Here is a 25882-nt window from a genome sequence, read left to right as displayed (position 1 = left end):
TTCAGGTGTTATTCGTAGCTAGCGATCACTTCCACCGAAGCTTTAGCGGGGCCGCCGGAAACATCACGGTCGGGAATCCGTACATAGCGTGCTGCCATTTTGATAGTGCCATCGCCAGTCATAGCCGCACTGTTAATCGGATAAGCAGTTGATCGGTATGCTGTCGGGTTGAGGGTATTTGCGTGTATCCAGGTGTCAAAAATCACAGGACTGGCAGGCGTTCCTGTACCAAGTGTCGAAGCATCACCCCAGGCAAGTTGGATGCCGTAACCTCTTGCCCCGGCTCCATCCAGTTCAATCGTGCTGGCGGGGGCATTAAGGCCAGAAACAATACCTGTTCGCGGATGAATCTGGATACGGACTGGACCATTTTGACTGCCGTTTGCCACTAGCGCAGGTAAGCCGGAAGATGTCCCCGCCGTTAAGCTTGCTCCCCCGCCATAACCCGCTGCATTTGGGCAACTCAGTCTAAAGCTGGAATCCACCCACTCCGATTTACCCCCACCCGAGCCATCATAGCGGCCCAACTGAACGATTTTACTCCCGCCGACTATATTGCAGGTGCCATTGATCAATGCCGCAGAACCTTTTGTTTCCATACTGGCCCAAACGAGGTTTGTACCTCTCGCCACCATTGAGGAAGACGAGAGCGTATCAGTACCATTCGGGGCGATTAAAAACTCCACCGTTGGTCCGGTAAAGTCCAGTGAACCGGCGGGAAGATTACCGGGAATCTTCCACAGATAAAGACTGAACCAGTTGCCGTACGCAGTGGTAGAAAGTTGTGCATGCGCAAATGAAAATGCAAAATCGGGCCATGCGGATACCGGTACACGCTGTACGCCTACAGATATTTCGTCAGTAATTACAGAGATACCCAATCCCTGAATATTCGTTGGGTAAATTTTATGCGTGTAGCCGTCATAGCTCGGCTCATTTGGTAATTTATCCCCTGAAGTGGTGCCGTTTAGCGTCAATGCTAATTTGATCCAGGAAGAGTCACAGCGAAGGTCAGCAAGTACATTATAAGATCGTCGGATGGCATATAGCGCGGTGTAGTCCGGGATGTTGCTTCCCAATACCACATTCACAGGAGGAAGGGTAAACGTACTGTTTTTCGCTGGACCCGTGCAGGTTACAACTGCTGCATAGACCGCAGGCGAGATACTATAAAAAACAATGCCAATCAGTAAAAGATAACGCCACATAATATCATCCCTGTTGCTAAACCATTCTCGCTAATGGTCGCACAATAGTTCCGCAAGAAAAGATATTACATACCTTCACTGAAATAAGGTGCTGCATGATAATCATTCTGCAGAGTATTGTTTGGGATTTTTATCCTGTCGTATAAATTTAAATAATCTGAGTGTCTGGTGAAAGATACACATCGTCCATTTTGAGTAGGTCTACGGAGCTACTTTTACCCTGCCGGCAGCCCGTTCCCGCCAGGGGGCGGATGCCGGGTCGGTTTACTAAACACTAACGGGACGGGCAAGCGTGAAGATATCGTAAAAAGAGAGTTCACCTTTGCGGGCAACCATTTTCTGTAACTGGGATTTGCTGTCGATATCCACCCCGGGTGACGCGAGAATGGCGCTGATCAGTTCCTGTGGCACAAAACGAGTGTTGTACCATTCGCCGTTATAGCACACGCGAAAATCCAGCACGTCGATATCGTCGTAGTGATAGCGCGGATAGACATCAAAGAAAAAGAACGCGTTAAGCAGAGCAAACAACACAAACAGCAGCCAGACGGAACCCGCCAGGGTATCGGATTGCAGCATAACGGCGAGGGTCGCAAAAAAAGCGACGTACATGCCGACAAAAAGGCCTGGGTGTTTGCGAATAAAGCTGATGCTAAAACGTGGACGATTGTCACGTTTTTCGCGTTGGTTAATGTCGTCAATGGTTTCGTTGAGCAGCCGCTGGATCTCTGTCATCTGACGCCTTCAATAATGTGGTATGCAGGTAATAGCGTATTTTAAGTTGCCGCAATGTGTGAAAAAAGTAACAGTTGTGCGGCAAAAAATGATAACAGTTATGCGTTTCCTTTCACTAACGTTTTAATGACACGCGCCGGGTTGCCACCCACAACGGTATTCGCTGCGACATCTTTTACCACGACGGCCCCGGATGCGATAACGGCATTATCACCGATGGTAATGCCTGGGTTAATCACCGCACGGCCACCAATCCAGACGTTATTGCCAATGCGAACGGGCTTACCAAATTCGACACCGCTATTACGCTCGGTTGCATCCAGTGGGTGAGTAGCTGTGTAAATATGCACCCCTGGCGCCAACATACAGTTGTCACCAATATGAATAGGACAGACATCCAGCATCACGCAATCAAAATTGGCGTAGAATTCTTTACCTAAATAAATATTGTAGCCATAGTCACAGCGAAAGCTGGGTTCGATATAGGCTCCCGTGCCTTGACCCAATAATTCTGAAAGTATCGCCTTACGTTCGGCTTTGTCGGATGGACTTGAGTGATTATAGCGGTGAAGTAACTCTCTGGCGCGCATACGGTCAGCACGCAAGGTCTCATCAGCAGGCTGGTAGGGAAGTCCCGAAATCATTTTTTGTTTTTCTTCATTCATGAAGATAACGCGCACCTGCTAAAGCAAAGGATAAACTGAAGCCATATAATGTGGCTGAAGACTAGCGTACAAATTTCCACACAGAAGAGGGGATTTTGTCATAAAGTTTATTCATTGTCAGTTCAGCCAGACGATGATCGGCTGCTGAATAAAACACCGTAAGTTCATCGTCTGGTAGTTCGTATTTATTTTTTTCAATAACGCGTTCCAGGGTGTCAATTGACTGACAGCGTCGTAAACGCATCAAATAATCAACTTTGGTTAATGGCTTGTCAGACATAAATTTACCTTTACTGGTTGTAATATTTAACAGGAATGGCTAACGGGGTTAGCCTTGCTCACATTGACGAAACAACGGAAAAGGCTGTTGCCTGATTTACGCCATTTCTGTAAGTCTTGTGTGTTGATACCATAACTACTGAACAGCATGAACGTATCGTCAAGGTATTCATCTATCTGTTCAATCAACTTATTATCTTCATTGTACTTAATTTTATAATTAAGTGCGAAGGTTGCTATATGTTCAATCAACTCATTTAACTGCAAATTGATTGCGGAAGTAGGATCGTTAACCCATCCATGATGGCTTTCTTCAAGATTGACGAGGCAATCATGGTACAACGTTTCGCAGAGAAATTTAAGCTGCGCGATATCATGCCTTTTTGGCGAGTATTCGTCCATAACGCATCCCCTTCTGAGTCGCTTTTTTTTACTAACCAAACATTGCTCGGGATGGAAACTTCTGATCTGACCAGCAGCATATGCTGCCTTCCTCATTGATTTAACTATAAGCTAGTCTTAAAAAGATTTCATTGCGCTATTACGAAAAATTACAATTATTGCGTTTTATCACCCAAGTTTGGTTAAATCACGAATCTAAAGTAGGGCTTTTACTATTGAATTTCCAGCAATTACGGTGATAACAATCCTTAAACTTCATCAGGTTAGCATACCGCAACGGTTATTTAAGATTATATAAATATCTTGCGCAGAGAATAACCAGGAATATTCTTACTTAAACTGATTGTACCAGTTTATTAAGAATTATACCTCAATATATAAGATGTACTCTCAATGCCGTATTAATTCTAAGCCTTATTTATCAGGCACAAAATAAACAATCAGACAATAAGTGTATTTAATGATTTTGAAGTAAAGATATGAAAAAGGCCGCTTGCGCGGCCTTTCATTTAGCAAACTTAGTGTTGCTCAACCTTATGACTGTGCTCTACATCTTCACTCTTGCGACTAAAGCGGCGGCGTACCACCACAAAGAACACTGGAACGAAGAAGATAGCCAGAACGGTCGCCGTGATCATACCGCCCATTACGCCAGTACCTACGGCGTTCTGCGCGCCAGAGCCTGCACCAGAGCTGATAACCAGAGGCAGAACCCCAAGGATGAACGCCAGAGAGGTCATCAGGATAGGTCGCAGACGCATACGTACAGCTTCCAGCGTCGCTTCAATAAGTCCTTTGCCTTCTTTATCCATCAGGTCTTTGGCGAATTCCACGATAAGTATCGCGTTCTTCGCCGACAAGCCAATGGTTGTTAGCAGGCCCACCTGGAAGTACACGTCGTTCGTCAGTCCACGGAAGGTGGCAGCTAACAGCGCCCCGACAACCCCGAGCGGCACAACCAGCATGACCGAGAACGGAATCGACCAGCTTTCGTACAACGCTGCCAGACACAGGAATACCACGATCAGCGAGATAGCATACAGGGCGGGAGCCTGGTTACCGGACAGACGTTCCTGGTAGGACATACCCGTCCAGTCATAGCCAATACCTGTTGGCAGTTTACCCGCCAACTCTTCCATCATCGTCATGGCTTCACCCGTACTCTTACCCGGTGCAGCCTGACCAAGGATTTCCATGGACGGTAAGCCGTTGTAACGTTCCAGACGCGGTGAACCATACTCCCAATGCGACGTCGCAAAGGCGGAGAACGGTACCATCTGTCCGTTGGACCCACGAACGAACCACTGACCGATGTCATCTGGCAACATACGATATTTCGCTTCAGACATCAGATACACTTTCTTAACGCGGCCACGGTCAATAAAGTCGTTCACGTAGCTACCACCCCAGGCAGCACCCAGCGTGGTGTTGATGTCGCTAAGAGAAACGCCCAGTGCCTGCGCTTTTTCTTGATCGATATTGATCTTGAATTGCGGTGTATCTTCCAGACCGTTCGGACGAACACCGACGAGCAGATCAGGATGCTTGGCAATTTCACCGAACAGCTGGTTACGTGCCTGCATCAGTTTGTCATGCCCAAGGTTTGCCTGGTCAATCAACTGGAAGTCAAAGCCGGTCGCCGTACCCAGCTCCACGATTGCCGGGAGGTTAAAGGCGAACACCATCGCATCTTTAATCTGCGAGAAGTGCGCACTTGCACGCCCTGCAATCGCCGGAACCTTGTTGTTTTCACCCGGTCGCTCATCCCAGTTTTTCAGCGAGACGAACGCAAGGCCGGTGTTCTGCCCACGACCTGAGAAGCCGAATCCGTTAACTGTAAACACGGAGTTCACGTTATCTTTTTCGTTATCAAGGTAGTATTTGGTCACTTCATCCAGCACTTTCTGCGTACGCTCTTGCGTCGCACCTGCTGGAAGCTGCGCCATGGTCAGGAACACGCCCTGGTCTTCATCTGGCAGGAAGGAACTTGGCAGACGAATAAACAGGACCGCCATACCCGCAACGATGATGACATAGAGCAGCAGATAGCGACCAGAGCTGCGCAGAATGTTGCCAACGCTATCGGTATAGTGGTGTGTGCTCTTATCAAATACGCGGTTGAACCAGCCAAAGAACCCTTTCTTGCCTTCACCGTGGTCGCCTTTGGCGACCGGTTTGAGCATGGTGGCACAAAGTGCAGGGGTCAGAATCAATGCCACCAGTACGGACAGTGCCATGGCTGAAACGATGGTGATGGAGAACTGGCGATAAATCGCACCTGTTGAACCACCGAAGAACGCCATCGGAATAAATACCGCTGACAGTACCATCGCGATACCTACCAGTGCGCCCTGAATCTGGCCCATGGATTTACGCGTGGCTTCTTTTGGCGGTAGCCCCTCTTCAGACATCACACGCTCAACGTTCTCTACCACGACGATGGCGTCATCCACCAGCAAGCCTATCGCAAGCACCATACCAAACATGGTCAGGGTGTTTATCGAATAGCCAAAGATAGAGAGGATAGCGAACGTCCCTAACAAGACGACCGGCACCGCGATGGTTGGAATCAACGTGGCACGGAAGTTCTGTAAGAACAGATACATAACCAGGAATACCAGTACGATCGCTTCTACCAGCGTTTTTACCACTTCGTTAATGGAGATCTTAACGAATGGGGTAGTGTCGTACGGATAAACTGCTTTCAGGCCATGCGGGAAGAACGGCTCCAGCTTGGCAATGGTGGCACGTACCGCATTAGCTGTATCCAGGGCATTAGCACCGGTCGCGAGTTTAATCCCCAGACCGGAAGCCGGCTGACCGTTGTAGCGTGCGATAACGTCATAGTTCTCGCCGCCCAGTTCGATCTTCGCCACATCACGCAGACGAACCTGTGAACCATCCTGATTCACTTTCAGCATGATTTTGCCGAACTCTTCGGTCGACGTCAGGCGAGTCTGCGCGATGATGGAGGCGTTCAACTGCTGGCCTTTCACCGGCGGAGTACCGCCTAACTGACCTGCTGCGACCTGGGCGTTCTGTGCTTTGATAGCCGCAATGACGTCAACAGGTGTCAACTGGAAGTTATTCAGTTTGGTCGGATCCATCCAGATACGCATCGCATACTGCGCACCAAACAACTGCACGTCACCCACGCCAGTAGTACGGCTGACCGGGTCTTTAATGGTTGCGCCGACGTAGTCCGCGATATCTTCCTGCGTCATTGAACCATCGGTACTGATCATACCGAGAACCATCAGGAAGCTACTGGAAGACTTCTCAACGCTTACACCCTGTTGCTGTACTTCTTGTGGTAACAGCGGCATGGCCAGCTGCAGTTTATTTTGCACCTGAACCTGCGCGATGTCCGCATCAGTACCGGAATCAAAGGTAATTGTGATCTGCACCGTACCAGAGGAATCACTGGTGGAGGACATATACAGCAGGCCATCGATACCGTTCATGTTCTGTTCGATAACCTGTGTAACGGTATCCTGCACCGTTTTCGCATCAGCACCTGGATAGGATGCGCTAATCTGAATTGCCGGTGGCGCAATCGTTGGATATTGCGCAACAGGCAGCTTCAGGATCGCAAGACCCCCAGCCAGCATGATGATAATCGCGATCACCCACGCAAATATGGGGCGATCAATGAAGAAATTTGGCATGTCTTAACGTCTCCTGTTTAAGTTAAGACTTAGACGGCTTGGACTGCTCACCTGCCGGGGCTTGCTCTTTATTGTCTGCCGTCACTTCCTGAGCTTTAACCTGCGCGCCTGGCCTTACTTTCTGCAAACCGGTGATGATGACGCGGTCGCCCGCTTTCAGGCCATCGGTTACCAGCCATTTGTCACCAATAGCCTGCGATGCAGTAAGGCTGCGAACTTCAACTTTGTCGCCTTCACCGACAACCATTGCTGTCGCTTCCCCACGCGGTGTGCGGGTGATCCCCTGTTGCGGAACCAGCAGCGCGTTTGGATTGGTGCCTTCTTCCAGTTTCGCGCGGACAAACAGACCCGGCAGCAGCGTCATATCCTTGTTCGGGAAAATGGCACGCAGCGTAATTGAACCGGTGGTTTGATCGACGGTCACATCAGAAAATTCCAGCGTACCGGACTGCGGATACTTCATGCCGTCGTTGGTCACCAGTTCTACTTTCGCTTTGCCGTTTTCCTGTTTCAACGTACCGTTCGCCAGCTCCTGCTTCAGACGCAGGTAATCATTACTGGATTGGGTCACGTCAACATAGATTGGGTCAAGCTGCTGAACGGTCGCCAGCGCGGTAGTCTGACCGGTTTGCACCAGTGCGCCTTCTGTAACGGAAGATTTGCCGATACGTCCACTGATTGGCGACGTCACCTTGGTATACGCGAGGTTGATACGTGCTGTTTCAACAGCGGCTTTCGCAGCAACGACAGCAGCGGATGCCTGTTGAGCATCAGCCCGTGCGGTATCAAAGTCCTGTTGGCTGATGTACTTCGTGCCGACCAGTTTTTGATAGCGGTTAAGGGTCATTTGCGCGATGTTTGCAGCGGCCTGCGCTTTCGCTAAATCACCTTTTGCACTTTCATAAGCGGCCTGATAGGTGGCCGGATCAATCTGATAAAGTGAGACACCCGCTTCAATGTCGCTGCCTTCAGTGAAGTTGCGCTTTAAAATAATACCACTGACCTGCGGACGGACTTCTGCAACGCGGAATGCGCTGGTCCTGCCTGGAAGTTCTGTTGTGATTTGCAGAGGTTCAGTTTTGAGCGTAACCACGCCCACTTCTGGCATCTGCCCCGCACCCTGTTGTTGAGCGGGTTTTTCGTCACATCCTGTAAGCGCTAAGCTGCCTGAAAGCATCAGAACGACCGCCAGAGGCGTAAACCCTCTGTTTTTGTTCATATGTAAACCTCGAGTGTCCGATTTCAAATTGATCAATGGATCACGTATCCCAAACCCATTGCTGCGTTTATATTATCGTCATGCTATAGTACAAACATTCACAAATGTATGTAAATCTGACTCCTGTCAATTCACCAACATATGGCACGAAAAACCAAACAGCAGGCTCTGGAAACGCGTCAACACATCCTTGATGTGGCTTTGCGTCTTTTCTCTGAGCAGGGCGTCTCTTCAACCTCCCTTGCAGATATTGCTCAGGCGGCGGGGGTAACACGTGGTGCGATTTACTGGCACTTCAAAAACAAGTCGGAATTATTCAGTGAAATCTGGGAATTGTCAGAATCCAGCATTAGCGATCTTGAAACTGAGTATCGGGCAAAATTCCCTGGTGATCCACTCTCAGTTTTAAGGGAAATTTTGGTCTATGTCCTTGAAGCCACCGTCATTGAAGAACGCCGACGTCTGATGATGGAGATCATATTTCATAAATGTGAGTTCGTTGGCGAAATGGCTGTTGTTCAACAAGCACAGCGTAATTTATGCCTCGAAAGTTACGACCGTATTGAACAAACGCTCAAAGACTGTATGGATGCTAAATTACTGCCAGCAAATCTGTTAACGAGACGCGCAGCCATACTGATGCGCGGCTACATTTCCGGCATTATGGAAAACTGGCTTTTTGCCCCTCAATCCTTTGACTTAAAAAAAGAAGCCAGGGAGTATGTGGCAATTCTACTCGAAATGTGCAGCTTTTGCCCAACGCTTCATAATAGCGCGGAAAATCTGACAGCTTAAGTTTCTTCCGTGCGGAAATTATAGAACGAAATCGTACACAACTAGGTTGTACATTCGTGGCATGCTATCCTTCGCCAGTGGCTAGTTTCGGCCATATTCCCTGTACACAGATTAATCACGCAAATGATGCTGCATTTCACTCGCTCGCGCCGCCCGCTGTCAGCTTTGGCTGTCATGCTGTTTATTGTTTTCGCCTTCTTCACCGGAAATGCCGTCGGGGCAACGACCGGTAACGATTTACCCTCCCGCAATGATGTGCAAAGCCAACTTGATGCGCTCAATAAGCAAAAAGATCACTCTGCGGTAGACAAGCTCGTTATTGAAGATTTGACCGCAACGCTGGATACCCTGGATAAACTTGACCGGGTGAAGCAGGAAACGACCCTGCTCAAGCAGAAGGTGACGCAGGCACCGGACAAACTGCGCCAGGCGACGGATGCCCTGAGCGGCTTGAGCGATAAAGACAACGATGATGAAACGCGTAAAACGCTCTCCACATTATCGCTGCGCCAACTGGAGTCACGGTTGGCTCAGTTGCTCGATGACCTTCAGACATCGCAAAACGATTTATCGAATTACAACAGCCAGTTAGTGTCTTTGCAGACGCAGCCGGAACGTGTGCAGAATCAGATGTACACGGCCTCTCAGCAGTTGCAGCAGATTCGTAATCGCTTAAATGGCACCGCTGCGGGAGAAGGGGCTCTGCGCCCGACTCAGCAGACGTTACTGCTGACCCAGCAGGCGTTGCTGAATGCGCAAATCGAACAACTGCGTAAGAGTCTGGAAGGCAACACGACGTTACAGGATACGCTGCAAAAACAGCGTGATTATGTCACCGCCAACAGCAATCGCCTTGAGCACCAGTTACAGCTTCTACAGGAAGCGGTTAACAATAAACGTCTGACATTAACCGAAAAAACTGCCCAGGAAGCCGTCACGCCGGATGAGACAGCGCGTATCCAGGCCGTACCGTTAGTGAAGCAGGAGCTGGATGTTAACCATCAGCTTAGCCAAAAGCTCATCACCGCTACCCAGAATGGCAACGCGCTGGTGCAGCAGAATATCAAAGTGAAAAACTGGCTCGACCGTGCCCTGCAATCTGAGCGCACCATTAAAGAACAGATTTCGGTGTTGAAGGGAAGCCTGCTTTTGTCGCGTATTCTCTACCAGCAACAGCAAACCTTGCCTTCGGCAGATGAACTTGAAGACATGACCAACCGCATTGCGGATTTGCGTCTTGAGCAGTTTGAAGTCAACCAACAGCGCGATGCCTTGTTCCAGAGCGATACCTTCGTCGCCAAACTGGAAGAGGGCCATCAGAGTGACGTCAATGACGAAGTGCATGATGCGCTGCTCCAGGTCGTGGACATGCGCCGTGAGCTGCTGGATCAATTGAACAAGCAGTTGGGTAACCAACTGATGATGGCGATCAACCTGCAGGTCAATCAGCAGCAGTTGATGAGCGTGTCGAAAAGCTTGCAGGAAATTCTGACCCAGCAAATTTTCTGGGTGAACAGCAATAAACCGATGGACTGGGACTGGATTAAATCCTTCCCGCAGGCGCTCAAAGATCAGATTGGCAAGATGAAAATCACCGTTAACTGGGAGAAGGCCTGGCCTGCAGTGGTCATCGCTTTCCTGACCGGTTTGCCTTTATTGCTGATTGCCGGTCTGATTCGCTGGCGTTTGAGCTGGCTACGTAGCTATCAGGCGAAGCTGGCATTGCAGGTCGGTCAGTTGCGTAACGACAGCCAGTTGCACACGCCGAAAGCCATATTGATCGATCTGATCCGCGCACTGCCGGTGTGCCTGATTATTCTGGCAACAGGTCTGATTCTCCTGACCATGCAGCTTAATATCAGTGAACTGCTGTGGGCATTCAGTAAAAAACTGGCCGTGTTCTGGCTGGTATTTGGTTTGTGCTGGAAAGTCCTGGAAAAAGATGGCGTAGCGGTCAACCACTTCAATATGCCGGAGCAACTGACCAGTCACTGGCGTCGTCAGATTGTCCGCATCAGCCTTGCGTTGCTGCCTCTGCATTTCTGGTCGGTGGTCTCAGAACTCTCGCCGCTGCACCTGATGGACGATGTGTTAGGGCAGACGGTAATTCTGCTCAACCTGCTGGTCATCTCCGGCCTGGTCTGGCCGATGTTCCGTGAAAGCTGGCGTGATAAAGAGTCCCACAGCATCCGACTCATCACCATCACTGTGCTGGCCTTTGTACCGGTTGCCTTGATGGTGCTGACAGCAACGGGCTACTTCTATACCACGCTACGTTTGTCGGGACGCTGGATTGAAACGGTCTATCTGGTAATTGTCTGGAATCTGCTCTATCAGACGGTATTGCGCGGTCTGAGCGTGGCCGCAAGGCGTATTGCCTACCGTCGTGCCCTGGCTCGTCGCCAGAACATGGTGAAAGAGGGGGCAGAAGGGGCAGAGCCGCAGGAAGAACCAACCATCGCACTTGAGCAGGTCAACCAGCAAACGCTACGTATTACGATGCTGTTGATGGTTTCCCTGTTTGCCGTGGTGTTTTGGGCAATCTGGTCTGATTTAATCACCGTGTTTGCCTATCTGGATAGCGTTGTGCTCTGGCACTACAATGGCACGGAAGCGGGTGCTGCGGTGATGAAAAGTGTCACCATGGGTAGCATGCTCTTTGCGCTTATTGCCTCTGTTATTGCCTGGGCGCTGATTCGAAATTTGCCGGGCTTACTGGAAGTGCTGGTGCTCTCGCGGCTGAACATGCGCCAGGGGGCATCGTACGCCATTACCACCATTCTCAATTACGTCATTATTGGGGCCGGTGCGATGACGGTGTTCGGCTCGTTGGGTGTGTCATGGGACAAGCTGCAATGGCTGGCAGCAGCGCTCTCGGTCGGTCTCGGTTTTGGCTTGCAGGAGATTTTCGGTAACTTTGTTTCCGGCCTTATTATCCTGTTCGAACGCCCGGTGCGTATCGGCGATACCGTCACTATCGGCACCTTCTCCGGATCGGTCAGTAAAATTCGCATTCGTGCCACGACCATCACCGATTTTGATCGTAAAGAGGTCATTATCCCGAACAAGGCGTTTGTGACTGAGCGTCTGATCAACTGGTCACTGTCCGACACCATCACCCGCGTGGTGATCCGCTTGGGTGTGGCTTACGGTTCGGATCTGGACAAAGTGAAAGCGATCTTGCTACAGGCGGCAATGGAGCATCCGAAAGTGATGCACGATCCGGAACCGTCGGTCTTCTTCACCACCTTTGGCCCGAGTACGCTTGACCATGAACTGCGTCTGTACGTGCGTGAACTGCGCGACCGCAGTTACACGGTGGATGAGCTAAACCGCACGATCGACAGATTATGCCGTGAGAATGATATCAATATTGCCTTCAACCAACTTGAGGTGCACCTGCACAATGAGAAAGGTGAAGAGCATCGGGAAGTGAAGCGTGAGATCAAAGGTGACGATCCGACGCCAGCCCTCGATTGATTAACACTCTGCCCCTCTTTCTCCCTTACGGAGAAGGAGGGGTTGTCATTGATGGCATCTGCGCTATTTTTTTCTCAAAATCCCGGCGCACCATCTCCAGTGCTTTGAGCACCGTGTCTGGTGCAACCTCATGCTCTTCGAGCAGCATAATCAGATCGACCGCCAGTTTGACTTCGTCCGGGGCGTTTTCCAGTGACATATCTTCTCCTCGTCTTAACGCGTCAGGTGAGCCAGTACGCGCTCAATTTTGTCCAGCGCATGGCGGCAGCGGCGTATCCGCTCCTCAAACGCGATAATTTCTTTATGGAGTTGCTGTTGCTCGGCCAGGGTTGCAACCTGCGTTACCCGTTCTTCACGTTCACGCTTCATGTTAAGCAGACGTTGTTCAAACTCCTGATGCTGAAGCCGCTGGCGCTGCCATTTGTTAATACTCGGCTTTGCCGCGTCCCAGCTGCGTAGCGACCAGGTTGCACTCTCGCGAACCAGGGCAGCAACCTGGGAAGTCAGTTGCTCGGCAAGCCAGGCAACCTGAGGAAGTTGCTGGGATTCTACGGCATGACGCAGTGCGTGCAGATTCTCCCGTGCTTCGTTGAGATATGCGCGCATCAGGGTACTACGTGTACGAAACAGATGACGATCGAAGCGGGGGCCTACCGTGGCATGTTGAGACAGTGGCTCTATCTCTTTCGCCAGCAGCACTAATTTTTGTTCCAGTGTCTGTAACAGCAATGTGCTTTTCACTTCTTACCCCTCTGCAAAACCTGCGACTATGTTACATTGGCCGCTCATCCTGATAATTATTCGCATTATGAAACGAACTATTTTAATCATCATTGGCTGGCTGGCGGTAGTGTTAGGGACGCTGGGCGTGGTTTTACCCTTGTTACCCACAACGCCATTCATTCTGCTGGCGGCGTGGTGTTTCGCACGTTCCTCCCCGAGGTTCCATAACTGGCTGCTCTACCGTTCCTGGTTTGGTGGCTATTTGCGTCACTGGCAAACGTACCGGGCGATGCCACCAGGGGCAAAGCCGCGCGCTATTGCCGTTATTCTGGTGACCTTTGCCATCTCATTGTGGCTGGTCAAGATGATGTGGGTGCGGATACTGCTTCTGGTGATCCTGACTTGCCTGCTCATTTTTATGTGGCGACTGCCGGTGATTGATGCAAAGCAACAAAAACCGTAAAGGGCAGTAATGGCTGTTGCAATTGTCGCGCTCAGCCAGTAAATTCTGGCGTTTTCGAGCACAGGTACGACTGGTTAAATGTTAACCATCGGTTACAGTAAAACGTAACGCGTACCGTGAGTAATACCGTTTCTATCAGGCAAAAATCCATGACAGCGACTGCGCAGCAGCTTGAATTTCTAAAAAACAGCATCAAAAGCATTCAGGATTACCCAAAACCGGGCATTCTGTTCCGTGATGTCACCAGTTTGCTGGAAGACCCGAAAGCCTACGCTCTCAGCATTGAACTGCTGGTTGAGCGTTTTAAGGACGCCGGGATTACCAAAGTAGTAGGAACCGAAGCACGTGGATTCCTGTTCGGTGCACCGGTTGCATTGGGCCTGGGTGTCGGTTTTGTCCCCGTACGCAAGCCACGTAAACTGCCACGTGAAACCATCGCGGAAAGCTATGAGCTCGAGTACGGCACCGACCAGTTAGAGATCCACGTTGATGCGATTCAGGCTGGCGACAAAGTGCTGGTGGTTGACGATCTGCTGGCGACCGGTGGCACTATCGAAGCCACGGTGAAACTGATCCGCCGTCTGGGTGGCGAAGTGACCGACGCAGCATTCATCATTAACCTGTTCGATCTGGGCGGCGAACAACGCCTGGAAAAACAGGGTATCACCAGCTATAGCTTAGTACCGTTCCCGGGTCATTAATCCCCGCCCCACAACCTCGCCCAATGGGTGAGGTTGTGATAGCATTCCCCTCAATAAATTCACCTTCCAGCGTTTCAGAGCCTGCCAATGAGTTATCAGGTCTTAGCCCGAAAATGGCGACCCCAAACTTTCGCGAGCGTAGTCGGCCAGGAGCATGTGCTCACTGCACTGGCGAACGGCTTAACCTCCGGACGCATTCACCATGCCTATCTGTTTTCCGGTACGCGTGGTGTCGGTAAAACCTCTATTGCCCGACTGCTGGCAAAAGGGCTGAACTGCGAAACGGGAATCACTGCGACGCCGTGTGGCGTGTGTGACAGCTGTCGTGAAATCGAACAGGGGCGTTTTGTCGATCTGATTGAAATCGACGCCGCCTCCCGTACCAAAGTCGAAGATACGCGCGACCTGCTGGATAACGTGCAATATGCCCCGGCCCGTGGTCGTTTCAAAGTCTATCTTATCGATGAAGTGCACATGCTCTCGCGCCACAGCTTTAACGCGCTATTAAAGACGCTTGAAGAGCCGCCAGAGCACGTCAAATTTTTACTGGCGACCACCGATCCGCAAAAACTGCCGGTGACCATACTTTCTCGCTGCCTGCAGTTCCATCTTAAGGCGCTGGATGTTGATCAGATTCGCCAGCAGCTTGAGCATATTCTCGACGAAGAGAAAATTACCCATGCGACCCGGGCGCTTCAGCTTATCGCGCGTGCGGCCGATGGCAGCCTGCGTGACGCGCTGAGTCTGACCGACCAGGCGATTGCCAGCGGTGATGGCAATCTCACTGCGCAGGTGGTGAGCACCATGCTCGGCACCCTTAATGACGATCAGGCGCTGGCGCTCATAGAAGCCATTGCGGCGGCTGACGGTGAACGGGCGATGACGCTGGTGAATGACGCCGCTTCCCGTGGCGTGGAGTGGGAAGCGTTGCTGGTCGAAATGCAAACGCTAATCCACCGCATTGCCATGGTGCAGTTAACGCCCGCTGCACTGGGCAGCGATATGGCCGCTATCGAACAGCGGATGCGTGAACTGGCACGGATTATCCCGCCAACGGATGTTCAACTTTATTATCAGACGCTGTTGATTGGTCGCAAAGAGCTGCCCTATGCGCCTGACAGACGCATGGGCATGGAAATGACCCTCCTGCGTGCGTTGGCCTTTCACCCGCGTGAACCGCTGACCGTACCGGATGCCCCGCAGCACTCTTTTGCCCCTGTTGCACCCACTGCGGTGTTAACGCCGCCGCAGATTGCACCACAGGCTCCAGCCGCCCAGCCGCAACCGCAGCATGATGCCGCGCTTCCTGAAGCGACCAACCAGGTGCTGGCCGCCCGTCGTCAGTTGCAACGTGCTCAGGGAGTGGATAAAGCAAAAAAGAGTGAACCGGCAGCCGCAACCCGCGTGCGGCCGGTGAGTAATAGCGCCCTGGAAAGACTGGCGTCAGTGACCGAGCGGGTGCAATCCCGCCCGGCAGCCGCAAAAGCTGAGGTGCCGGTCAAGAAAGAAGCGTATCGCTGGAAAGCAACGACCATTGTTGACGAAGTTAAAGAGGTTGTTGCCACACCGAAGGCGTTGAAAAAGGCGCTGGAGCACGAGAAAACCCCGGAGCTGTCAAAAAAACTGGCGGAAGAGTCGCTTGAGCGCGACGCCTGGGCAGCAGAGGTCAACAAACTGACTTTGCCGAAGCTGGTTGAGCAGGTGGCGTTGAACGCCTGGAAAGAGCAGGATGAACATCGCATCGCGTTGCATTTACGTTCGACGCAGCGGCATTTGAATTCACCGTCTGCGCAAAAGACGCTGGCGGATGCGCTGAGTGGGCTTCACGGCGTGACGGTTGAATTGACTATCATTGAAGATGATAATCCGGCGGTGCGTACGCCGCTGGAGTGGCGACAGGCCATCTATGAAGAAAAACTCGCGCAGGCGCGTGAGGCGATTATCGCGGATAACAATATCCAGACCCTGCGTCGTTTCTTCGACGCCGATCTGGATGAAGAGAGTATTCGCCCCCTTTGATCGTGAGTCTGACTTACGGTTGTAATCCTTAAACGTGAAAGAGAGAGAAGCCTATGTTCGGTGGAAAAGGCGGTCTGGGTGGCCTGATGAAGCAGGCTCAGCAGATGCAGGAAAAAATGCAGAAGATGCAGGAAGAGATCGCTCAGCTGGAAGTGACCGGTGAATCCGGTGCGGGCCTGGTGAAAGTGACCATCAACGGTGCGCATAACTGCCGTCGCGTTGAAATCGACCCAAGTCTGCTGGAAGACGACAAAGAGATGCTGGAAGATCTGGTCGCTGCAGCCTTCAACGATGCGGCCCGTCGCATTGACGAAACTCAGAAAGAGAAAATGGCCTCTGTTTCCTCCGGAATGCAGCTGCCGCCAGGCTTTAAGATGCCGTTCTGATGCAGACCAGTCCGCTGTTAACGCAGCTAATGGAAGCGCTGCGCTGCCTGCCGGGTGTCGGCCCGAAGTCGGCGCAACGTATGGCGTTTACGCTTTTGCAGCGCGATCGCAGCGGCGGAATGCGCCTGGCACAGGCCTTGACCCGTGCCATGTCGGAAATCGGCCATTGTGCAGATTGCCGTACCTTCACCGAGCAGGAAGTCTGCAATATTTGCAGTAATCCACGTCGGCAGGAAAATGGCCAAATCTGCATCGTGGAAAGCCCGGCAGACATCTATGCCATTGAGCAGACCGGGCAGTTTTCCGGTCGCTATTTTGTGCTGATGGGCCACCTCTCTCCGTTGGATGGCATTGGGCCAGACGATATTGGTCTGGACCGACTGGAACAGCGTCTGGAAGCGGAAACGCTCTCCGAAGTGATTCTCGCCACCAACCCAACGGTCGAAGGTGAGGCCACCGCTAACTATATTGCTGAGCTTTGCGCGCAATATGGTGTTGAAGCCAGCCGTATCGCCCATGGCGTGCCGGTCGGCGGTGAACTGGAAATGGTGGATGGCACCACGCTGTCTCACTCTCTGGCGGGTCGCCACAAGATTAAATTCTGACCAAACGGAGGCTGCGCTGTCGGCCTCCGCTTGAAAAATCTCCCCTACGTCCCCATCTCCCCTTCATCATTTCAATAGCCTAAGTCATTCGCGATGACGGCTAAATCCATTAAATGGCATTGTTGAGGTCGACCCAGATGAAAGGACAAGAAACGCGCGGTTTCCAGTCAGAAGTTAAACAACTTCTGCACCTGATGATCCATTCCCTGTATTCCAATAAAGAAATCTTCCTGCGTGAGCTTATTTCCAACGCCTCGGATGCGGCGGATAAACTGCGTTTTCGCGCACTGTCTAAACCGGATCTGTACGAAGGTGATGGCGAGCTGCGCGTACGCGTCTCTTTCAACAAAGAGAACCGCACGCTGACCATTGCTGATAACGGTATCGGGATGAGCCGCGATGAAGTCATTGAAAACCTTGGCACCATTGCTAAGTCGGGCACCAAATCTTTCCTCGAATCCATGGGTTCCGATCAGGCTAAAGACAGCCAGTTGATTGGCCAGTTTGGCGTCGGTTTCTACTCCGCGTTTATCGTTGCAGATAAAGTCTCCGTGCGTACCCGTGCGGCCGGTGAAAGCGCGGAAAACGGCGTGTTCTGGGAATCTCAGGGTGAAGGTGAATACACCGTAGCCGACATCACCAAAGCCGATCGTGGTACTGAAATCACGCTGCACCTGCGTGAAGGTGAAGATGATTTCCTCGATGACTGGCGCGTACGTTCCGTTATCAGCAAATACTCTGACCACATTGCTCTGCCGGTTGAAATTGAAAAACAGGAAGAAGTCGACGGCGAGACCGTGCTGTCCTGGGAAAAAATCAACAAAGCACAGGCGCTGTGGACCCGCAGCAAGTCTGAAATCAAAGACGAAGAGTATAAAGAGTTCTACAAACACATCGCTCATGACTTTACTGACCCGCTGGCCTGGAGCCACAACCGTGTGGAAGGGAAGCAGGAGTACACCAGCCTGCTGTTTATTCCGTCGCAGGCGCCGTGGGATATGTGGAACCGCGACCACAAACACGGACTGAAACTGTATGTGCAGCGTGTGTTTATCATGGATGAAGCTGAGCAGTTCATGCCGAATTACCTGCGCTTTGTGCGTGGCCTGATAGATTCCAACGATCTGCCTCTGAACGTCTCCCGCGAAATTCTGCAGGACAGCACCGTGACCCGCAATCTGCGCAATGCGCTGACCAAGCGTGCATTGCAGATGCTGGAAAAACTGGCAAAAGATGATGCGGAAAAATACCAGGGCTTCTGGACCCAGTTTGGTCTGGCGCTGAAAGAAGGCCCGGCGGAAGATAATGCCAACCAGCAGGCGATTGCTAAGCTGCTGCGCTTTGCTTCCACCCACAACGACTCTTCTGAGCAGACCGTATCGCTGGATGATTACCTCTCCCGCATGAAAGAAGGCCAGGAGAAAATCTACTTCATCACCGCCGACAGCTATGCCGCCGCGAAGAGCAGCCCGCATCTGGAACTGCTGCGCAAAAAAGGCATTGAGGTTCTGCTGCTCTCCGATCGTATCGACGAATGGATGATGAGCTACCTGACCGAGTTTGACGGTAAAGCTTTCCAGTCCGTATCCAAAGCCGACGAGTCACTGGATAAACTGGCTGACGAAGTGGATGAAAGCGTTAAAGAGGCAGAAAAAGCTCTTGAGCCGTTTGTTGAGCGCGTGAAAAACCTGCTGGGCGATCGTGTGAAAGAGGTGCGCCTGACCCATCGTCTGACGGATACCCCGGCGATTGTCACCACTGACAACGACGAGATGAGCACACAGATGGCAAAACTGTTTGCTGCTGCGGGACAGAGCGTTCCGGAGGTGAAATATCTCTTTGAACTGAACCCGGATCACCCGTTAGTCAAGCGCACGGCGGAAACGCAAGATGATGCGCAGTTTGCGCAATGGGTTGAACTGCTGATGGATCAGGCGCTGTTCGCTGAACGCGGCACGCTGGAAGATCCGAACCAGTTCATCCGTCGTATGAACCAACTGCTGCTGTCGTAATCCTCCCAGAACCCTCATCCCGTGCTGGTTTTCTCCCCCTCCAGGGGGGAGAAGGGCGGGGTGAGGGCATCAAATCGCCCTAAATCCACAATAACTGCGCCACTAACCGTTTCAGCCGTTTCGCCTTCCTTGAGCCATATTCATTCTGGTGGTATCGTTTAGCGCTTTTTTGAAAATTTGAATCGACATTTGAGGGGATTTCCGCAATGCGTATTATTCTGCTTGGCGCTCCGGGCGCGGGTAAAGGAACTCAGGCACAGTTCATTATGGAGAAATACGGTATTCCGCAAATCTCCACGGGCGACATGCTCCGTGCTGCAGTGAAATCTGGCAGCGAGCTGGGCAAACAAGCAAAAGACATCATGGATGCCGGTAAACTGGTGACTGACGAACTGGTTATCGCCCTGGTGAAAGAGCGCATTACCCAGGAAGATTGCCGCAACGGCTTCCTGCTCGACGGCTTCCCGCGCACTATCCCGCAGGCAGATGCCATGAAAGAAGCGGGCATCAATGTTGATTTCGTTCTGGAATTTGATGTACCGGACGAACTGATCGTTGACCGTATCATTGGTCGTCGTGTGCACGCGGCTTCCGGTCGTGTTTACCACATCAAATTCAATCCGCCGAAAGTGGAAGGTAAAGACGACGTGACCGGCGAAGAGCTGACCACCCGTAAAGATGACCAGGAAGAGACCGTGCGTAAGCGTCTGGTGGAATACCATCAGTTGACTGCACCGCTGATCGGTTACTACCAGAACGAAGCGAAATCCGGCAACACCCAATACGCTAAAGTTGACGGCACCAAAGCCGTGAGCGATGTGCGCGCCGAACTGGAAAAAATCCTCGGCTAAGCCTGACCGTCCCCGGCGTCCGCCGGGGATGCTTTAACAATCGCTGCAATTGGTTTCGTTTACGCGCTTTTCAGTTACAATCATTAACCAGTTCAATGGTTAAGAGGCGCGAATGAGTCAGGCGAAAACAGGTATTCTGCTGGCCAATCTTGGTACCCCCGAAGCACCCACTCCCGATGCGGTTAAACGCTACCTTCGGCAGTTCTTAAGTGACCGTCGCGTTGTCGATACTCCCCGTCTGCTGTGGTGGCCGCTGTTGCGTGGCGTGATTTTGCCGATTCGTTCCCCCCGAGTTGCCAAACTCTATCAATCCGTCTGGATGGAAGAGGGCTCACCGCTCATGGTCTTCAGCCGCAGACAGCAGCAGGCGTTGGCCGCTCGCCTTCCTGATGTGCCCGTTGCTCTGGGCATGAGCTACGGCTCGCCGTCGCTGGAAAGTGCCGTTGACGAGTTACTGGCCCAGGATGTAGATCATATTGTCGTGCTGCCACTCTATCCGCAGTATTCCTGCTCTACCGTTGCTGCGGTGTGGGATGAGCTGGGGCGCATTCTGGCGAAGAAACGCCAGATCCCCGGTATTTCGTTTATTCGCGACTATGCTGACGAGCAGGCTTATATTACGGCGCTGGCAAACAGCGTGCGGGCCTCCTTTGCCCTTCACGGCGAACCAGACGTGCTGTTGCTCTCTTATCATGGTATTCCCCAGCGTTATGCTGATGAAGGGGATGATTACCCGCAGCGCTGCCGTGATACCACCCGCGAACTGGTTTCCGCCCTGGAATTACCGCCGGAAAAAGTGATGATGACCTTCCAGTCGCGCTTTGGCCGCGAGCCCTGGTTGACGCCTTACACGGACGAAACCATGAAAATGCTGGGTGAGAAGGGAGTGAAACATATTCAGGTGATGAGCCCAGGATTCTCTGCCGATTGCCTGGAGACGCTGGAGGAAATTGCGGTGCAAAACCGGGAATTCTTCCTCGAAGCAGGTGGGCAGAAATACGAATACATTCCTGCACTTAATGATTCCCCCGATCATATCGAGATGATGGTCAATCTTACGGAAAAATATCGCTAATCGCCTGCCGGGCGGGGAATGTGCTACCATTCCCGGCCCACTCCTCACGCCGTAATGACGACCATGAAATTTCCCGGTAAACGCAAATCCAAACACTATTTCCCTGTTAATGCTCGCGATCCTCTGCTGCAGCAAATCCAGCCTGAAAATGAGACTACGGCTACCTGGGTGGTAGGCATTGATCAGACGCTGGTGGACATTGAAGCCAAAGTGGATGACGCCTTTATCGCGCGTTATGGATTGAGTGCCGGTCATTCACTGGTGATTGCCGACGACGTAGCAGAGGCCCTGTATCAGGAGCTGGTACGCGACAACCTCATTACCCATCAGTTTGCCGGTGGCACCATCGGTAATACCATGCACAACTATTCCGTGCTGGCTGATGACCGTTCCGTCCTGCTCGGGGTGATGTGCAACAACATCGAGATTGGCAGCTACGCCTATCGCTACCTGTGCAATACCTCCAGCCGTACCGACCTGAACTATCTGCAGGGTGTGGATGGTGCGATTGGCCGCTGCTTTACGCTGATCAGCGACTCCGGTGAACGTACTTTTGCCATCAGTCCGGGGCTGATGAATCAACTGCGTGCTGACAGCATTCCTGAGTCAGTGATTGCTGGTGCTTCAGCATTGGTTCTGACGGCGTATCTGGTGCGCTGTAACCCTGGCGAACCGATGCCGGACGCGACCATGCAGGCGATTAACTACGCCAAAAAACACAACGTGCCGGTGGTACTGACGCTGGGCACTAAATACGTCATTGCTGACAACCCGCAATGGTGGCGTGACTTCCTCAAAGAGCATGTGTCGATTCTGGCGATGAACGAAGAAGAGGCCCATGCGCTGACCGGGGAAAGTGACCCGTTAGTGGCATCCGATAAGGCGTTAGACTGGGTTGATTTGGTGCTCTGTACCGCGGGTCCAATTGGTCTTTACATGGCCGGGTTTACGGAAGACGAAGCCAAACGGAAAACTCAGCATCCGTTGCTGCCGGGAGCCATTGCCGAGTTTAACCAGTATGAATTTAGCCGTGCGATGCGCCATAAAGACTGTATTAATCCGCTGCGCATCTTCTCGCACATCGCGCCTTATATGGGCGGTCCGGAAAAAATTATGAATACCAACGGAGCAGGCGACGGTGCGCTGGCAGCTCTGCTGCATGATATTACCGCCAATAACTACCACCGCCTGAACGTGCCGAACTCCAGCAAGCATAACTTCACCTGGCTGACCTATTCGTCTCTGGCACAGGTGTGCAAGTACGCGAACCGCGTGAGCTATCAGGTGTTGAACCAGCATGCGCCACGTTTATCGCGTGGCCTGCCAGAGCGGGAAGACAGTCTGGAAGAGTCTTACTGGGCACGCTAAAAACCAAAACGACTACCCTCGGTTTTTCTCCCTCTCCCAGTGGGAGAGGGCCGGGGTGAGGGCATCAGACTGTACAACTCTTAGCCCGTCACCGCCTCTTCAATTGGCGGCTTCTCAAGTAACGTCAGCATCGTATTGGCAATCTCACGCTCGCCCATCACGACCTGATTGGCGCCGCGCTCCATGATGTAATCCACTTCGTCATCGTAATGTGCGCGGGCAATAATCTCGATATTCGGGCATTTCTCGCGTGCGGTGGTAACAATCTCACCGGCCTCGTAACCGTTCGGGATGGTCAGTAGCAGCCAGCGGGCGCAGTCGAGATGCGCCAGATTCATGATCTCTTCGTTGGCGGCATTGCCCAGCACCGCACGGATACCACGCTCACGTAGTTCATCAACGCGAGTTCGCGAGGTTTCAATCACCACCAGCGGAATACCCTGCGCCATCAGCTTCTCGCCAAGCAGGCTGCCAACGCGGCCAAAGCCCACCAGCAGCGCATGGTTGCAGATATCCACCGGGATCTGCTTCTCTTCTTCAATTGCCTCTTCCAGCGTTTGCTCTTCAAGGGTTTCGGTCTTATCGAGATATTTTTCCAGCACTGCGAACAGGATAGGGTTCAGCATGATGGAGAGGATAGCTCCTGCCAGTACCAGGTTTTGCCCTGCCTGCGGTAGCAGGTCCAGCGCCATGCCCAGGCCGGCGAGTATAAAGGCGAATTCACCAATCTGCGCCAGACTGGTCGCGATGGTCAACGCCGTACGTTGCGAGTGACCAAACATGCGTACCAGCAGGAAGGCCGCCACGGATTTACCAAAGATGATGATCGCCAGCGTACCCAGAACCGCCAGAGGCTGCTCAATCAGCACCAGCGGGTCAAACAGCATGCCGACGGAGACAAAGAACAGCACCGCGAATGCATCGCGTAGCGGCAGCGTGTCATGCGCGGCACGATGGCTCAGCTCGGATTCGTTCAGTACCATCCCGGCGAAGAAAGCACCGAGTGCAAAGGAGACATCAAAGAGTTCGACGGCACCGAAAGCGATACCGAGTGCCAGGGCCAGCACCGAAAGGGTAAAGAGCTCACGCGAGCCGGTTGCAGCGCTTCGCGCCATAATCCACGGCACCAGGCGGCGTCCTACCACCATCATAATTGCGATAAAGGCGACCACTTTGCCGATGGTAATGCCCATATCAACGGCAAGTGTTGCCAGGCCGACATCACCTTTCTCAACCATTCCTGCAACGGCGGGCAGCAGGACCAGTGTCAGCACCATCACCAAATCTTCAACAATCAGCCAGCCGATGGCGATTTGCCCGCGCTGGCTGTCGATTAACTGTCGTTCTTCAAGCGCACGCAGCAGCACCACGGTACTGGCGGTTGAAAGACAGAGCCCAAACACGATGCCGGTCATCAGCGACCAGCCCAGCGTTGCGGAGAGCGCCATACCCAGGAGCGTCGCAACAGCTATCTGCGCTATCGCTCCGGGGATGGCGATGGCCTTTACCGCCATCAAATCCTTTAACGAGAAATGAAGACCCACGCCAAACATCAACAAAATCACGCCTAATTCCGCCAGCTCAGGTGCGAGCTTGGTGTCCGCCACAAAACCCGGGGTGAACGGCCCGGCGAGTACGCCCGCAAGCAAATAACCCACCAGAGGGGAAATGCGCAGTTTGTTGGCGAGCATACCGAGGATAAAAGCGAGAACAAGCCCGCCCACAATGGTGGTGATTAGCGGTGTGGCGTGATGCATTCCGTCTCCTTTCGTTAATGCGTGGATCCATTTTGGCTGATTAGCCAAAACCCGAGTTACAGTTTATGACAATTTTAACCATTGTGTTTATGAATAATTATTGAATTTTGAAGAAAACGGCACGTTGAGCGAAAAAAGAGGGGATGAGGGAGTTCAAAAGCAGTGATCGTGTCGTAAAGGCTTTTATGTCAGCGAAATTGGGGGCCAAAGCCAGGCTTTGACCCCGAAGAAACTACACTTTATGGCGGTTATCGGGCAGGAATATAGTCAGAATTCCCAGTAACGGCAGGTAAGCGCAGATTTTATAGACCAAATCGATACTGGTGTGGTCGGCAATGACGCCCAGAACCGCTGCACCGAGGCCTCCCATGCCGAACGCAAAACCAAAAAAGAGTCCAGAAACCATACCGATACGACCCGGTAACAGCTCCTGTGCGTACACCAGGATGGCGGAGAAGGCTGATGCCAGCACAAAACCAATGATCACCGTTAATACACCGGTCCAGAACAACGTGGCGTAGGGTAAAAGCAGGGTAAAGGGCGCAACACCGAGGATAGAGCCCCAAATGACATATTTACGCCCGATCTTATCGCCAACAGGCCCACCAATGACGGTTCCGGCGGCAACAGCGAACAGGAAGATAAACAGATGAACCTGGGCACTTTGCACCGATAAATCGAACTTATGCATCAGATAAAAGGTGAAATAGCTACTGATGCTCGCCATATAGAAGTATTTCGAGAAAATAAGGATTAACAGCACGCAAACGGCGAGAATAACTTTATTACGCGGCAATGGATTGATAACCGGGGAGAATTTTTTCCCGGCATTAACTCGATGCTGAGCCGCATACCATCGGCTGACCTGTGCCAGCACAACAATCGCCAGTAATGCCGCCAACACAAACCAGGCCACGTTACCTTTGCCATAAGGCGCAATGACGATGGCGGCCAACAATGGACCTAATGAGCTGCCAAAATTCCCACCAACCTGGAAGATGGACTGTGCAAGGCCATGACGTCCGCCCGAGGCCATACGCGCCACGCGGGAGGATTCAGGATGGAAGACCGAAGAGCCGGTTCCCACCAATGCTGCGGCAATCAAGACTGTGCCAAAACTGCCCGCCACTGCCAACAGCACCAGCCCGCAGAGGGTAAAGCACATGCCAATTGGCAGTGACCAGGGCATCGGGTGTTTGTCGGTCCAGTAGCCCACTATCGGTTGAAGCAGGGATGAAGAGAGCTGGAAGGTCAGGGTAATCATTCCGATCTGCATAAAAGAGAGGGAAAACTCGCCCTGGAGAATGGGATAAATCGCCAGAATAAGCGACTGAATCATGTCATTTAACAGATGCGACACGCTGATAGCGCCAAGAATACCAAACGAGGTTCGTGCTTTCGCTGCCGACCCGGAAGGTGCGGTCAGCGGCTGAGGGTTTTCACTGATTGCCATAAATACTCTGTCTTAGTT

Annotated in this window: 22 protein-coding genes and 1 other annotated feature; of the genes, 11 read left to right on the top strand and 11 right to left on the bottom strand. The window is 52.1% G+C overall.

What is annotated here, in order from left to right; all coding sequences use genetic code 11:
* Positions 1-8: 8 nt before the first annotated feature.
* The 7 genes from AC5JPW_RS09265 to acrA all read right to left on the bottom strand — a co-directional run bounded on the left by AC5JPW_RS09265 (position 9) and on the right by acrA (position 8176).
* A complete protein-coding gene (locus tag AC5JPW_RS09265) occupies positions 9-1208 on the bottom strand; it encodes a fimbrial protein (RefSeq protein ID WP_494239762.1) in 1200 nt (399 codons plus the stop codon).
* Positions 1209-1475: 267 nt separating this feature from the next.
* Positions 1476-1943, bottom strand: a complete 468-nt coding sequence (locus AC5JPW_RS09260) for a YlaC family protein (RefSeq protein ID WP_494239760.1) — start codon at positions 1941-1943, stop codon at positions 1476-1478.
* A gap of 98 nt (positions 1944-2041) precedes the next feature.
* The gene (maa, locus tag AC5JPW_RS09255; RefSeq protein ID WP_494239759.1) at positions 2042-2608 is read right to left on the bottom strand and encodes a maltose O-acetyltransferase; all 567 of its coding nucleotides are present in this window, start codon (positions 2606-2608) and stop codon (positions 2042-2044) included.
* A gap of 61 nt (positions 2609-2669) precedes the next feature.
* On the bottom strand, positions 2670-2888 hold the full coding sequence (hha, locus tag AC5JPW_RS09250; protein ID WP_458044183.1) for a hemolysin expression-modulating protein Hha: 219 nt from the start codon (positions 2886-2888) through the stop codon (positions 2670-2672).
* Between the two features lie 26 nt (positions 2889-2914).
* Positions 2915-3289 carry an Hha toxicity modulator TomB gene (tomB, locus tag AC5JPW_RS09245; RefSeq protein WP_494239757.1) on the bottom strand — a complete coding sequence of 125 codons (375 nt, stop codon included), beginning with the start codon at positions 3287-3289 and terminating at the stop codon, positions 2915-2917.
* 518 nt (positions 3290-3807) lie between these two features.
* Entirely contained in the window at positions 3808-6957 is a 3150-nt protein-coding gene (gene acrB, locus AC5JPW_RS09240) for a multidrug efflux RND transporter permease subunit AcrB (RefSeq protein WP_494239756.1), read from the bottom strand.
* Between the two features lie 22 nt (positions 6958-6979).
* Positions 6980-8176, bottom strand: coding sequence for a multidrug efflux RND transporter periplasmic adaptor subunit AcrA (acrA, locus tag AC5JPW_RS09235; RefSeq protein ID WP_494239755.1), 1197 nt, complete (start codon positions 8174-8176; stop codon positions 6980-6982).
* A gap of 141 nt (positions 8177-8317) precedes the next feature.
* Here acrA and acrR point away from each other — a divergent pair, with 141 nt between their 5' ends.
* Together acrR and mscK are read left to right on the top strand one after the other, a co-directional pair.
* A complete protein-coding gene (gene acrR / locus AC5JPW_RS09230; protein WP_494239754.1) occupies positions 8318-8971 on the top strand; it encodes a multidrug efflux transporter transcriptional repressor AcrR in 654 nt (217 codons plus the stop codon).
* Positions 8972-9145: 174 nt separating this feature from the next.
* Positions 9146-12451, top strand: coding sequence for a mechanosensitive channel MscK (gene mscK, locus AC5JPW_RS09225; protein ID WP_494241179.1), 3306 nt, complete (start codon positions 9146-9148; stop codon positions 12449-12451).
* Positions 12452-12476: 25 nt separating this feature from the next.
* Here mscK and rsmS read toward each other — a convergent pair whose 3' ends face one another.
* Both rsmS and priC read right to left on the bottom strand, forming a co-directional pair.
* Positions 12477-12650 (bottom strand): pleiotropic regulatory protein RsmS, encoded by a 174-nt coding sequence (gene rsmS, locus AC5JPW_RS09220; RefSeq protein WP_494239752.1) that lies wholly within the window; start codon positions 12648-12650, stop codon positions 12477-12479.
* Between the two features lie 14 nt (positions 12651-12664).
* Complete coding sequence (priC, locus tag AC5JPW_RS09215; protein WP_494239750.1) at positions 12665-13192, bottom strand: primosomal replication protein N''; 528 nt, start codon at positions 13190-13192, stop codon at positions 12665-12667.
* A gap of 67 nt (positions 13193-13259) precedes the next feature.
* Between priC and AC5JPW_RS09210 the strand changes: the two genes are divergently transcribed.
* The 9 genes from AC5JPW_RS09210 (at position 13260) to AC5JPW_RS09170 (ending at position 22654) form a co-directional block, all read left to right on the top strand.
* Positions 13260-13637: a DUF454 family protein gene (locus tag AC5JPW_RS09210; protein WP_494239748.1), complete on the top strand. Its 378-nt coding sequence runs from the start codon at positions 13260-13262 to the stop codon at positions 13635-13637.
* A 149-nt stretch (positions 13638-13786) separates the two neighbouring features.
* On the top strand, positions 13787-14338 hold the full coding sequence (apt, locus tag AC5JPW_RS09205; RefSeq protein ID WP_494239747.1) for an adenine phosphoribosyltransferase: 552 nt from the start codon (positions 13787-13789) through the stop codon (positions 14336-14338).
* Positions 14339-14425: 87 nt separating this feature from the next.
* On the top strand, positions 14426-16357 hold the full coding sequence (gene dnaX / locus AC5JPW_RS09200; RefSeq protein ID WP_494239745.1) for a DNA polymerase III subunit gamma/tau: 1932 nt from the start codon (positions 14426-14428) through the stop codon (positions 16355-16357).
* Positions 15693-15757 (top strand) — a sequence feature (DnaX frameshifting element). It overlaps the preceding gene by 65 nt.
* A 53-nt stretch (positions 16358-16410) precedes the next feature.
* The gene (locus AC5JPW_RS09195; RefSeq protein WP_003858972.1) at positions 16411-16743 is read left to right on the top strand and encodes a YbaB/EbfC family nucleoid-associated protein; all 333 of its coding nucleotides are present in this window, start codon (positions 16411-16413) and stop codon (positions 16741-16743) included.
* Entirely contained in the window at positions 16743-17348 is a 606-nt protein-coding gene (gene recR, locus AC5JPW_RS09190; protein ID WP_494239743.1) for a recombination mediator RecR, read from the top strand. Before AC5JPW_RS09195 ends, recR begins: the two co-directional genes overlap by 1 nt.
* Positions 17349-17485: 137 nt before the next feature.
* Positions 17486-19360, top strand: a complete 1875-nt coding sequence (gene htpG / locus AC5JPW_RS09185; RefSeq protein WP_494239742.1) for a molecular chaperone HtpG — start codon at positions 17486-17488, stop codon at positions 19358-19360.
* Positions 19361-19566: 206 nt separating this feature from the next.
* A complete protein-coding gene (adk, locus tag AC5JPW_RS09180) occupies positions 19567-20211 on the top strand; it encodes an adenylate kinase (RefSeq protein ID WP_494239741.1) in 645 nt (214 codons plus the stop codon).
* Between the two features lie 112 nt (positions 20212-20323).
* A complete protein-coding gene (gene hemH / locus AC5JPW_RS09175; RefSeq protein WP_494239740.1) occupies positions 20324-21286 on the top strand; it encodes a ferrochelatase in 963 nt (320 codons plus the stop codon).
* Positions 21287-21349: 63 nt separating this feature from the next.
* Positions 21350-22654, top strand: a complete 1305-nt coding sequence (locus AC5JPW_RS09170) for an inosine/guanosine kinase (protein WP_494239738.1) — start codon at positions 21350-21352, stop codon at positions 22652-22654.
* An 80-nt stretch (positions 22655-22734) separates the two neighbouring features.
* Here the strand turns inward: AC5JPW_RS09170 and ybaL are convergent, their stop codons facing one another.
* Positions 22735-24411 carry a YbaL family putative K(+) efflux transporter gene (gene ybaL, locus AC5JPW_RS09165; protein ID WP_494239737.1) on the bottom strand — a complete coding sequence of 559 codons (1677 nt, stop codon included), beginning with the start codon at positions 24409-24411 and terminating at the stop codon, positions 22735-22737.
* Between the two features lie 232 nt (positions 24412-24643).
* Positions 24644-25864 carry an MFS transporter gene (locus tag AC5JPW_RS09160; protein WP_494239736.1) on the bottom strand — a complete coding sequence of 407 codons (1221 nt, stop codon included), beginning with the start codon at positions 25862-25864 and terminating at the stop codon, positions 24644-24646.
* Positions 25865-25882: the final 18 nt, after the last annotated feature.

The organism is Phytobacter sp. (assembly GCF_059074235.1).
The sequence above is the reverse complement of the archived record's forward strand: the minus strand, read 5'-3'. Positions and strand labels throughout refer to the sequence as shown.